Below are 11,879 nucleotides of genomic sequence, written 5' to 3'. Positions count from 1 at the left end.
CGAGGCGGCTCGCGGTCATCGCGAGCCGCCGTCCCACGCTACTTCTTGTAGATACGCTTGCGCGTGGCTTCGAGCTGCGTCAGGATCGCGTCCAGCTGGGTCGGATCGGACACGAACTGCTGCATGCCCTTCATGCCTTCGTCAGCCATCTCCTTGGTCATGTCGCGGTCGTAGAACTGGGCAATGCCACCCTTCGTCTGCGAGAGGATCTGGAAGCCGATCTTCGAAGCAGGTTCGTCCGGCTCCGGCGACTTGCTATTGGCCGGCAACGAGCCCAAGCCCTTCGCGAGTAGCGCGCTGATCTCAGGCGTTTCCACGAATGCCAGGAACGTATGCGCATCCGCCTTGTTCTTCGCCTTCGACGGAATATGCAGCGACTCCACCGGGCCGTCTTCAGCAGTCGGCACGTTGTTGTCGATGATCGGGAACTGGAAAAAGCCCATCTGCGGCTTGATGTTCTCCGGGAACCCGCCGGTAATGAACGTGCCCATCAGCATCATGGCTGCCTTACCCTGGAACAAGAACGGCTGCACAGCGTCGAGGTCATAGGAAAGCGAGTTGTCGATGAACACCTTGTCGTCGATCAATCCCTTCCACGCAGTGTAGACCTTCTTCACGCGCGGATCGGTGTAGGCCACGTCGCCTGCCATCAGCTTCTGATGGAACGCGTTGCCGTTGATGCGCAGGTCGAGGTAGTCGAACCAGCCGGCCAGTGTCCACGCATCCCGGCCTGCTACTGCAACCGGCGCAATGCCGACGGCTTTCAGCTTCTTGCAGGCATCGAGGAATTCTGGCCACGTCTTCGGCTCGGCCGTAATGCCGACCTTCTGGAATAAGTCCTTGCGGTAGAACATACCCCAAGCGTAATAGACGGTCGGCGCCGAATATTGCTTGCCGTTGTACGTGGACGATTCTTTCGTCGACGCGTACATCGCGTTCCAGCCGTTCTTGTTCCAGTCGGGCGTCAGGTCTTCGAACAGGCCACGCTTCGCGTAGTACGCCATGCGCTCACCGTTGTGCCAGTTGACAATATCGGGCGCGACAGTCGTGAGCCAACCCGGCAGTTGCACCTTGTAGGCTTCTTCATCGACGAAAGTAGCCTTCACGTCAATATCCGGATGTGCCTTCTTGAAGGCGTCGAAGGTCTGCTGCCAGACCGCGCGCTGGCTTGCACCTTTGAACGCGATGTTCGCGGTCAGGGTGCCCGCCTGCGCAATGCTGGCCGTAGCTAACGCGACCGCCAGTGCAGCGCCGGTCAGTCCGTGGCGAATCAAGGTTTTCATGCGTGTCTCCTCATCGATGGGTGTTGTGTGCTTCCCTATGCTTTATAAATCGCGACGCCCTGCGGTTCTACTTCCTCCTGCCCGACTACGAAATGGCCTGCTTTCAAAATCCTGTGCGGCGTCGCGTTGTAGTTGAAGACATAGGTCAACGCACCGCGCCGGCTGATCCGGATACCTTCTGGCAGCGGCCCGGCATCGAGACCGGCTGCCTTCGCCACGCTGAGAAAGATATCCTGCGTGAGGGTTTCGTCGAAGAGACTCGCGAGATAAAGCACCGACCCGCGACGCACGATAGCAGGATGACCATCGGCGAAATTCGCTTCAATCTGCACACCATCGCTCGTTTCGATGAAGTCGCGCCAGTGATGCGCCTCACCGCGCTGATCCACTTTCTCGGTCACGTTCGGCCGCATTGATTCGACGCGCCACACGCGAATGGGGATCAGTTTGGCGATGCTTTCGCCCGGCGGCAGCGCGGCAGGAATCGTCAGATTGACCGTCTTCGATCCCGTACGCGGCCCGAGGACCACTTGCGCGCCGCTCGCCGCGAGCCTGTCGGCAAACTCAGCGGGCACCACCGGCAGCGGCGGCACCACGATCATCTTGTAGCCATCCAGCGGCGCATCCACCGGAATCACATCGACATCCAGCCCGAGGCTACGCAACGCGCTGTAGTACTCGAACGCAAAGCGTGGATAGTGAAAATCGGCGCCTTGCGGATGAATCTCGAACAACCATTTTGCTTCGTAATCCCAAACAAGTGCTACTTTGGTGGAGACCGGCGAATCACCGTCCGCTTTCAAGACCTGTTCAATCTCCTTCGCCACCGCCGACGCTTCCGCGCCGCCCATATCAAGTCGGTTATCTGGTGTGTTCAGACCCGCGTGCATCTGTTCCTGCGCGAACGGCGCCTGCCGCCAGCGAAAATACGATACACATCCTGCCCCATGCGCGAACGCTTCCCAGCTCCATAGGCGCACCATGCCCGGCAGCGGCGCGGGATTCCAGTGTGCCCAGTTCACCGGCCCCGGCTGCTGCTCCATCACCCAGAACGGCAGCTTCGACATGCCACGATACACATCGTGATTAAACGATGCGAAGTCGGGATGACCCGTGCGCAACCACTTCGCCTTGATCGATGGATCGAACCATTGTTCTTCCAGCGCCCCGAGCGGGTAGCTGTCCCATGTCGCGATATCCAGATCCGCGGCCACCTTGTAGTGATCAAACTCGGTGAAGAGCTGCATGAAGTTGTGCGCAACCGGCCGCTGCGGCGAATGCGCGCGAATGATCTCGGCCTGCATACGGTTGAAGCGCACGACTTCGTCCGAGGCGAAACGCCGGTAGTCCAGCCGATGTGTCGGATGCGCTTCCGTCACCGTGCCGACGGGCAGATCGATTTCGTCGAAGCTGCGGAATTCCATGCTCCAGAAGACCGTGCCCCACGCCGTGTTGAGCGCATCGATGGAGCCATACCGTTGCTTCAGCCACGCTCGAAAGCGCTGCAAGGCGGCCGGCGAATAACTGACTACGGTGTTGTGGCAGCCGAACTCGTTGTCTGTTTGCCAGAATGCGACCGCGGGATGCTTGCCATAACGCTCGGCTACCGCCGTGCAAATTTTCTGCGACGCTTCGAAGTACGAAGGCGACGAAAAATCGTAATGCCGGCGTGATCCGAACGCACGCGGACGACCATCGGCACCAATGGGCAGGATGTCCGGATGACGATCGATCAGCCACTTCGGCGGTGTCGCGGTCGGCGTGCACATGACGACCTTAAGACCCGCATCGGCGAGCACATCGATGGCCCGGTCCAGCCAGTCCCACTGATAGTCACCCGGCGAGGGTTCGATCCGGCTCCATGCAAATTCCGCGATCCGGACGCGGTCGATGCCAAGCGCTTTCATGCGCGCCGCATCGTCTTTCCACATCGATTCGGGCCAGTGCTCGGGGTAATAACAGACGCCAAGACGCATACGGTGCGCTCCTACGCAAAATGGGGAATGGCAGCCGATGTGACGGCAAAGCCGTCCTCGGTGAAGAGATGACACGACGCAGGCGGCACGTTGAACGCAACGCTCTCGCCTTGTCGGGGAGTCCGGTCGCCGGGGGCCTTGGCGATCAGCACCGCGCCGCCGGGTTGATCGAGATGCAGATAGCTGTGCTCGCCGAGTTGTTCCACCAGCGACACGCTGCGAGTAATTTGCTGGATCGAGCCGTTGCTCACGGCCGGTTCCAGATGCTCGGGACGAATGCCCAGCGTGACGGCCTGATCGGGGCGCAAGGTCTCGCCGTTAGCGAAAACCTGGAGCCGCTCGCTGGTTCCATCGAGTGCGATCAGTACGCTTTCCATGCTGCCCGACACCACTCGCGCGGGCAGGAAATTCATCCGCGGCGAGCCGATAAATCCCGCGACAAAGCGGCTTCTCGGCCGGTGATACAACTCGAGCGGCGCACCCACTTGCGCGATGCTGCCGTACTTCGCCGTATCCGCACCCGCGTGCAGCAGGACGATCTTGTCGGCGAGCGTCATTGCTTCTATCTGGTCGTGGGTCACATAGACAACGCTGGCCGTAGCGAACTGCTTGTGCAGGCGCGCGATCTCGACTCGCGTTTGTCCACGCAACGTAGCGTCGAGATTTGAGAGCGGTTCGTCGAAGAGAAACACGCTCGGACTGCGCACGATAGCCCTGCCGATTGCCACCCGTTGCCGCTGCCCGCCCGACAACTCCTTCGGCCTGCGTTCAAGCAACGCTTCGAGTTGCAACACGCGCGCGGCTTCCTTTACTTTCCGGTCGATCACGTCCTTCGGTGTCTTCGCGAGCGTCAAGCCGAACGCCATGTTCTGATACACAGTCATGTGGGGAAACAGCGCATAACTCTGGAACACCATCGCGACGCCGCGTTGCGCAGCCGGTACCTCGTTGACGAGTTTTCCGTCGATGTAGAGGTCGCCGTCCGTGATGTCTTCAAGGCCTGCGATCATGCGCAGCAAAGTGGATTTGCCGCATCCCGAAGGACCGAGGAACACGCAGAACTCATGCTCGCCGATCTCGAGATCGACATCGCGAATCACGGACGCGTGGTCGCCGTAAGCTTTCTGAACCGATCTTAAAGAGATGCTCGCCATGCCGACGTCTCCGTGTTTAACCGGGGAGACAACGGGAGGTTAAGCGCTTAACCTCCTGCCTGCGAAAAAACGATCCGCGTTCGGGATCGCTTCGACTGGCTGTCTCCGTCCTATGTTTTTTTAACCGCCTTGAGTCGCAAATCTAGCGGCGTTGGCCGATTTATACAAATGCCGGGAAGCCATCCCAAAATATGGACACAAACGCGGATATTTGCACGAAGCCGCCAAGCTAGCCACAGTTAGCCGATGTTGTACCCGCGTTAACCCTGCTTCGAGATTCGATGACTACTTTGGCCGAGGTCGCTTTACGCGCCGGCGTCACGCCGGCAACCGTTTCCAATGTGCTGCGCAAGCGCGGCAAGGTGGGCGCTGCGACACGTCAGCGTGTGCTCGATGCGGTGGAGTTTTTGGGCTATCGGCCGCATCTGACGGCGCGGGCGCTGGCCGAAGGAAGCGCGCCGACGCTGGCGTTGATGGTGACGAGTATCGCGAACCCGTTTTATCCGGAATTTGCGTTGGCGGCAGAACGCGCGGCGCGAAAGAACGGGCGTTTCCTGATCGTATGTAATACGAATGAAGACCCTGTGATCAGCCGCGCTTACCTGGACCAGATTGCGGGAACCTTGTCGGAAGGCGTGCTTGTTATGAACTCCCGGATCGGTTTCGACGATCTTCACACCACGCGGGCACGCGGCACGCCTGTCGTGCTGTGCATGTGGGAACGACCGGATGTATCGCCGGGATTGCCGTGCGTGGCCGTGGATTTTTTCGCAGCCGGCGCGCTGGCCGCACAACATCTGCTAGACCTCGGGCATACGCGGATCGGCGCGATCATCGGGAGTCAGCCGGAGGGAGTGCAGGCAGCACGATACGCAGGGTTTTGTCACACGCTGAAGGCTGCTGGCGTGGCGCATCCGGCACAGGAAGCGCGTTTTACCCGCGACGCCGTGCAGGGCGGCTACGAGGCCGCGTGCGAATTGTTGACGGAGCACACTGACCTGACCGCGATCTTCGCCACCAACGACTTGCCTGCGTTGGGCGCGATGCATGCCGCGGCGGATCGGGGCATGCGCATTCCCGATGACCTGTCAGTAATTGGGATTACTGACATTCAGCTAGCGCGAGAGTCGCGGCCGGGGTTATCGACGGTTGCGGTTCCTACCGATGCCGCCGCTACCATGGCCGTCGAGTTGCTGGAGGCGTTGATCGAAAGCGGCGGCCACTGCGAAACGCCGATGCGCATTGCACCTGAGCCCGTTCTGGTGCAAAGGGCATCGACAGGACGGGTGCGTAGCTGAAACTCCATCACGCTCTTTCTGGAATCTTCGCGAACAGCATGTTCAGCCCTTCCGCGATGGTCGGATGCGAGAGGATCGCGTCCCGAACCGCCGTGTAGGGAAGATTGCCCAGCATGGCCATCTGCACGGACGCGACCACTTCGCCCGCGTTCGATCCGAGCATCGTGAAGCCGAGAATATGATCCGATTCTGCATCCACGATTGCCTTCATGAAACCGTGCATCTCGCCGGTCGTGCGGGCGCGGGGAACGGCAGCCATCGGCAGCTTGGCCACGCGCACTGCAATGCCTTGACGTTGTGCATCGCTTTCGTTGATGCCGATGCGCGCAAGCTCCGGTTCAATGAACATTGCATACGGAATAACGCGATCCCGCGTGGTCAAATTGCCGCCGGCGAGTTGCGACTTGAGCACGCGATAGTCATCGAACGATGCATGCGTGAACATCGGCGTCCCCGCGACTTCACCGATCGCCCACGTGTTCGGCGCGGTTGTCGCCAGACGCTCGTCCACCTTGATAAACCCGCGTTCATCAAGCGCAACGCCTGCTATATCCAGTCCAATGCCCGCTGTACGCGGCACCCTGCCCGTCGCCACCAGCAGATGCGTGCCCGTTAGGCGCGTACCGTCGCTAAGTTCGACAGTGACGGATTGCCCTGACCGGCCGCTGACTTTCAACGGCTTGACCGACGCCTTCACGTCGATGCCTTCGTTTGCGAAGACCGATTCGATCGCGTCGGTGACGTCGACGTCCTCGCGCATCGCAACACGCGGGGCCTCTTGCACGACGGTTACGTTGCTGCCAAGGCGCCGGAACGCCTGCGCCATTTCCAGGCCGATATAGCCGCCGCCGATCACGATCAGATGTTCCGGCAGCGAGTCGAGTTCGAGTGCATCGACATGCGTCATGGGTTCAGCTTCGCGCAGGCCGGGAACATCCGGAATGGCCGCGAAGGTCCCCGTATTGATGAACACATGATCACCCTCGACCGTGCGTTCCCGGCCATCGTTCATCGCGACATGAATGCGGCGCGGTCCGACAAAATGCCCGGTGCCGAGGATCAGATCGAAGCCCGATGCTTCGAACGCTTTGGCGTTGATATCGACCATGCCATCCACGACCGCACGCACGCGACGATGAACCTGCGTCATATCGACTTTGGCGTCAGGAGCGGCGCCCTTCAATATGTCAGCGGATTGCACCGCGTGCATGATGCGCGCGGTTTGAATCAGCGCCTTGCTCGGAATACATGCCACGTTGATACACGAGCCGCCGATCATTCCCTCTTCGACTACTGCCACGCGCTTGCCTGATTTGGCGAGTTCCATCGCCAGCGTCTTGCCGCCTTTTCCGCCGCCCAGAAACACGTATTCGAATTGCTCGACCGTCGACATTTTCAGCTCCCTTTGAGGTGTTTGCGCAAGGCGAAACCGTGCCGGTATTGGACGTTTCGCTCCATGCCGCGAGAGCGGGTTATCTTCGATACAACCCCGCCTGCGCCCTGAGCTAAATGTAGGCTGGCGCGCGCTGAATCGCCATGCCGGACCGGCTCGAATCGATGCTTGTTCGTCTCATTGCTCGGGTTTTATTGCACGCAAACCGTGGCAGAACGGTGAATTCCGCGCGAACTCAAGCCGAGAATCCATCGCTGCGTTCTCCGGTAAGATCGCTACGCCGCCTCTAATCGCGTGCCTCTCGCGTCTCTCAGCTCAACCATGGATGCACTCGACCGACTGATCCAGTTATCCCGCCTGCAAGGCGCGCTCGACCTGCGCTGCCTTCTTAGCGGCCAGTGGGAACTGGACCATCCGCCGGCTCCGCCGAGCGAAGCGGTATATCACGTGGTGCTCGCCGGAAGCTGTCTCCTCAAGGTCCGCGGGGAGGAGGACGTCCTTCTGGAAACGGGCGATATTGTCATGTTGCCGCGCGGCGACGCCCATGTGCTGCAGGGTCTTGAACCGGCTGACGGAAGCGAACAGGCCGAGATGGAGAGCCGCCATAACGGTGTGGTGACAGTCCGCACGAATTGCGGCCGAATGCTGCGAGCCTCGATTTGCTATGCGGCCGCTTTAATTACGCGGCTAATGCATTGCTCATCGACGTGCTGCCGGATCTCGTGAAAATGTCCTTTGCTCGCGACGATGTGCCTGACCTCACGCGCATGGTCGACATGATGCGCAAAGAGACGGGTCAGGCAGCGCCCGGCGCGTTTTCGATCGTGTCAGCGCTCTCTACCGCGCTGTTCACCCTGTTGCTGCGAGCGCACCTCGAGCAGCAGCCATCCACGACCGATGTGCTCGCGCTGCTCGCGCATCCGCGGCTTGGGGCGTCGGTGATCGCCATGCTCGAAAGGCCGGCTGAGCGATGGACCATCGAGACGCTGGCGCAACAATCGGCGATGTCACGCGCGACCTACATGCGAACGTTCAGCGCGCTGACAGAAGACTCGCCGATGACCCTGCTCACCCGCATTCGCATGCAGCTTGCGGGGACCTTGCTGACGCGCACATCGAAGAGCATTGCGGAGATTGCCGACGATGTCGGGTATCAGTCGGAATCGGCGTTCAGCAAGAAGTTTAAAGACACGTATGGTGTTGGACCGGGCGGGTTCAGGCAGGCGCGGGGTTCTTGATTGGGGCGGACTGCTTCAATCAGGCCATGAAGCTATCGAGCACCAGCTTGTGCGAGTGGCCGATCCAAACCGCAGCGTCTCGATGATCTCGCAGCGGATCGCCCGTATTCGGGTGGAGGAAAACATCCAGCGAGCCGTGGTTCAGCGTCAGCCATTCCACGATATCGGCAAACTGCGCGCGCTCGAAGGCGAGTTGATACGACCATTTAGGGTGCGGGCCGACGGGTTTTTCGTGGAACCGGCCGAGTTGCAGGGCATCGCCGAAATGCTTGGCGATTTCCTCGCGGAATTGCCAGGCGGCGTCGCGGCTGGTGGCATCGAAGTAGACGTGGGCATGCCAGGTCTGGATTGCCGGGGTGTTGGGAAGGGTCATGGAGATTTCGCTCGTGCTGATGAACAGTGTTGAGGTTCTGCCGGCGGGACAGTGGACTACCTAGGTTAGATATTCTATTTAGTTTTATTGGTCCCTGTCCGGGTGATTGTCACTGTTCGGGGTCGTCCGTACCCAAAAATCAGCTTTACATCAAGACGGGTACCAAAGACCTGATATCAGTCGATGTCTCCATGGGTTGTAAGCCGTGCTTGTCCGTCAGCCGTGAAATACGTGCCATACCGCACAAGTCCCGCTTGGTGCAGTTCACAGGACATCGTAAAACTCAGCAGCAGACTTTCCTCAGGATCGGTGCTGGAAATAGCGATCGACTTGAGGCGTGGCTCGTACTTGAGCAAAGTGTCTTCAATCTCGCGCCTCAGCGTATGCGCCGAGGCCGGCGTGTGCCGATAAATCTTCGACAGATCGCCAAGACCATAGTCAGGCAAGTGCGCGAGGCTTTCGCGACGGCTATTCAAAATACGCTGGATATTGTCGCGCACAGAAAGGAACGTTTGCTGGTTCCGATCGTACAAGCCGATAGGATCGCCATTGGCAAAATGGCCTGTCAGTGCTTCGAAAAGCCCAGGACCGCCGCGCGTCATGCGCTGGCCCCGCTTGTGCTCGCCGCAGTCTCATCGAAATAGGAAAGCCTGATCGCTTCAATCGCGGTTGATTGCGACACACGCATCAGCAATTCACGCGACAGCACAGGCAGGATCTGCTGGTCGAGCAAACTATCGATATTGCGCGCCCCCGAGTCGGGCAACTGACAGGCACGCACCAGTTCACCGATCAGCGCGTCGTCGCAGATAAGCGGCGCATTAAACTTACGCTCGATGCGCTGCGCCACCTTGGCGAGCTTCATGCGTACGATCGTGATCATGGCGTCTGACGAAAGTGGTCGGTACACAACCGTCTGAAAGCGAGCGAGCAGCGCAGGTTGGAAGTGCTCGATCAGCGTCGGCCGAATCGCTTCCATCAGCATGCCGGTAGTGACTTCGCCACCGGCTTCGACAACGGCCTCCTGCGCGGCCATGATCTGCTCGCTACCCAGGTTCGATGTCGTCACAATCACCGTATTGCGAAAGTCGATCACACGCCCTTCACCATCGCGCATGAAACCGCGGTCGAAGACTTGGTAGAAGACGTTCAACACATCGCGATGCGCTTTCTCCACTTCATCGAGCAGGATCACGCTGTAAGGACACCGGCGCACAGCTTCGGTCAGCACACCACCTTGCCCGTAACCCACATATCCCCGCGGTGAGCCCTTGAGCTGGGACACCGTGTGGGCTTCTTGATACCGTGTGCATACGGTGAAGACGGGCGGCGAATTTATCGAAGCGTATTCAGTCGATTCCGTCGTCGGCTTCGAAACCTCCAACGGCTCGCGTTTCGAGTACGCGCCGTTTGCATCGTTCCGGCATCGCGGCGGCATGTTGCGACATGAAATGCCCGAGCGGTATTTCCATACCCGCGCAAGGCGCGGCCCGTCAGGACGGTTCGACACGTGGGTTGTACTCGGCGGGCATGCGTGGGAAGGCGAGACCACGCTGCCCGAGGAAACGCTATCACTGTCGGTGACAGGCACGAACGGCATGCTGCCGCGCAAGGGCTTGCGCGAGGCAAGTATCAACCGCACACGCGGCGGCTTTACGAACGTCGCATCGGTGAGAAATCTCACAGCGCCGATCTTGCCCGTTTATCCGCCGACAGGAGACCGCTTTCATTGGCGTGTGCTCTCGCATCTGGCGCCGAACTATCTGTCTCTGCTGGATGCAAAGATCCTGCGCGGCAGTCTTGCGCTCTACGACTGGACCGATGGCGAGCTGAACCGGCGGCGTATCGATGCGATTATCGACGTCAAACATCGGCCCCTACAAAAACTCGTCAAGGGTGGCTTGCTGCGCGGTGTGGAAATCGAAGTCACGCTTAACAGCGACAAGTTCGCAGGCGACGGCGATCTCGCATTGTTCGGCGAGATGCTCAACCGCTTCTTCGCGCTGTACGCGACTATGAATATCTATACGAAGCTTGTCGTCGTATCGTTACCAACGGGACGACGGATAACGTGGCCCGATAACAAAGCCGAAGGAGCGCCATTTTGAACCCGCCACATCGAGAGTTTCCAGTGCTTGAGGAGCGTGTCCTGCTGCCCGCTTTGCTGCAAGACGCGACACGCATGAACTTCATGCGCTTTTGCGAGTTGCTTGAACTGGTCGCGCCAAATCTGCCTCCGCTCGGCTCAACCGACTCTCTGGCAAACGAGCCGGTGCGCTTTCGCTCGCGCGCTCGACTCGGGTTTCCGAACAAGGAAATCGATGCGGTCGAATTCGACTATGACGACAGATCGAAACCGCCAGCCATCCGCACGACGTTCCTCGGGCTCTATGGCGTCGACGCCCGCATGCCATCGTATTTCATCGATGAAGTCGCGCAGAACCGCGACGGCGCTGAGCCGTTGTCGGCGTTTCTGGACACGTTCCATCATCGGATAGCCACGCAGTTTTATCGGGCGTGGCGCAAGTATCGGTTCCCGGCAGGGTTTAAGAAAGGCGGCACAGACAACGTCTCACGTTGCCTGGTCAGTCTCGTGGGATTGGGCATTGGCAATGCCGCTATCGAGCAGACGGTCGGCACCCGCAAGCTCCTGTCGATGCTTGGACTCGCCAGTCAACGCACGCGCACGGCTGAAGGACTGGCGGGCGTGCTGCAACACGCGGTGCCCGATGCGACGATCACGGTCACCGAACTCCATCCGGTATGGATTCAGCTGAACGAGTTCGAGCCCACGGCGCTGGGCGAAAACTGCGTGCAGGGGCGCGGCTTCTACGATCGCGGCAACTGCGCGCGCGTCGTGATCGCGCCAACAACATCCGAATCGGTATTGGGCCTGACGCCTGGTCATCAAGTGCACGGCGAAATCATGGCGCTGCTGCGCTTCTATCTCGGCTACGAAGCGAACGCGCATCTGGAGATGCACGTCGCTCCCGACCTGATGCCAAGAGCCGAGCTTTCATCGGATCAGGTGAGCCTTGGTTACACAACCCAACTCGCGCAAGCTGAACGGCCCTATGCGACAGGTGCCATCACCCGCGTGCAACTTGGCACGTGGGGCGGCCGAACCGCGAACACACGTACAACACATTAAAACAATGGAATGC

10 protein-coding genes and 2 pseudogenes are annotated in these 11,879 nt (G+C 59.7%); 5 read left to right on the top strand and 7 right to left on the bottom strand.

All coding sequences use genetic code 11. The annotated features are described in order from the left end of the window. Window positions 1–38: 38 nt before the first annotated feature. Genes EOS_RS22940 through EOS_RS22930 form a run of 3 tightly spaced genes read right to left on the bottom strand, consistent with a single transcriptional unit; the run spans window position 39 to window position 4,413 of the window. Window positions 39–1,283 carry an ABC transporter substrate-binding protein gene (locus tag EOS_RS22940; protein ID WP_047849005.1) on the bottom strand — a complete coding sequence of 415 codons (1,245 nt, stop codon included), beginning with the start codon at window positions 1,281–1,283 and terminating at the stop codon, window positions 39–41. A 35-nt stretch (window positions 1,284–1,318) separates the two neighbouring features. Further along, a complete protein-coding gene (locus EOS_RS22935) occupies window positions 1,319–3,259 on the bottom strand; it encodes a beta-galactosidase (protein WP_047849004.1) in 1,941 nt (646 codons plus the stop codon). A gap of 11 nt (window positions 3,260–3,270) precedes the next feature. Further along, window positions 3,271–4,413: an ABC transporter ATP-binding protein gene (locus EOS_RS22930; protein ID WP_047849003.1), complete on the bottom strand. Its 1,143-nt coding sequence runs from the start codon at window positions 4,411–4,413 to the stop codon at window positions 3,271–3,273. A gap of 281 nt (window positions 4,414–4,694) precedes the next feature. Here EOS_RS22930 and EOS_RS22925 point away from each other — a divergent pair, with 281 nt between their 5' ends. Next, window positions 4,695–5,711, top strand: a complete 1,017-nt coding sequence (locus tag EOS_RS22925) for a LacI family DNA-binding transcriptional regulator (RefSeq protein WP_047849002.1) — start codon at window positions 4,695–4,697, stop codon at window positions 5,709–5,711. 7 nt (window positions 5,712–5,718) lie between these two features. On the opposite strand, the gene EOS_RS22920 is transcribed toward EOS_RS22925, so the two are convergent. Further along, complete coding sequence (locus EOS_RS22920) at window positions 5,719–7,104, bottom strand: dihydrolipoyl dehydrogenase family protein (protein ID WP_047849001.1); 1,386 nt, start codon at window positions 7,102–7,104, stop codon at window positions 5,719–5,721. Between the two features lie 321 nt (window positions 7,105–7,425). On the opposite strand from EOS_RS22920, the gene EOS_RS48225 reads away from it, so the two are divergent. After that, window positions 7,426–7,830 carry a cupin domain-containing protein gene (locus EOS_RS48225; RefSeq protein ID WP_268760348.1) on the top strand — a complete coding sequence of 135 codons (405 nt, stop codon included), beginning with the start codon at window positions 7,426–7,428 and terminating at the stop codon, window positions 7,828–7,830. After that, a complete protein-coding gene (locus EOS_RS48785; protein ID WP_268760349.1) occupies window positions 7,812–8,342 on the top strand; it encodes a helix-turn-helix domain-containing protein in 531 nt (176 codons plus the stop codon). Before EOS_RS48225 ends, EOS_RS48785 begins: the two co-directional genes overlap by 19 nt. A gap of 19 nt (window positions 8,343–8,361) precedes the next feature. Here EOS_RS48785 and EOS_RS22910 read toward each other — a convergent pair whose 3' ends face one another. The 3 genes and pseudogenes from EOS_RS22910 to EOS_RS45705 form a co-directional block, all read right to left on the bottom strand. Continuing rightward, window positions 8,362–8,715: a DOPA 4,5-dioxygenase family protein gene (locus EOS_RS22910; protein WP_047849000.1), complete on the bottom strand. Its 354-nt coding sequence runs from the start codon at window positions 8,713–8,715 to the stop codon at window positions 8,362–8,364. 176 nt (window positions 8,716–8,891) lie between these two features. Further along, window positions 8,892–9,317 carry a type VI secretion system baseplate subunit TssE gene (tssE, locus tag EOS_RS22905; RefSeq protein WP_047848999.1) on the bottom strand — a complete coding sequence of 142 codons (426 nt, stop codon included), beginning with the start codon at window positions 9,315–9,317 and terminating at the stop codon, window positions 8,892–8,894. Beyond that, a pseudogene (locus tag EOS_RS45705) lies at window positions 9,314–10,024 on the bottom strand (AAA family ATPase); the annotation flags it as partial. The gene tssE and the pseudogene EOS_RS45705, both read right to left, overlap by 4 nt. A 28-nt stretch (window positions 10,025–10,052) precedes the next feature. Between EOS_RS45705 and EOS_RS22895 the strand changes: the two are divergent. After that, window positions 10,053–10,823 (top strand): annotated as a pseudogene (locus EOS_RS22895) (type VI secretion system baseplate subunit TssF); the annotation flags it as partial. 74 nt (window positions 10,824–10,897) lie between these two features. Beyond that, entirely contained in the window at window positions 10,898–11,866 is a 969-nt protein-coding gene (tssG, locus tag EOS_RS22890) for a type VI secretion system baseplate subunit TssG (protein ID WP_047849035.1), read from the top strand. Window positions 11,867–11,879 lie beyond the last annotated feature (13 nt).

The sequence above is a fragment of the Caballeronia mineralivorans PML1(12) genome (assembly GCF_001028175.1).
Classification (GTDB): domain Bacteria; phylum Pseudomonadota; class Gammaproteobacteria; order Burkholderiales; family Burkholderiaceae; genus Caballeronia; species Caballeronia mineralivorans.
This window is presented reverse-complemented; position numbering and strand designations above follow the sequence as displayed.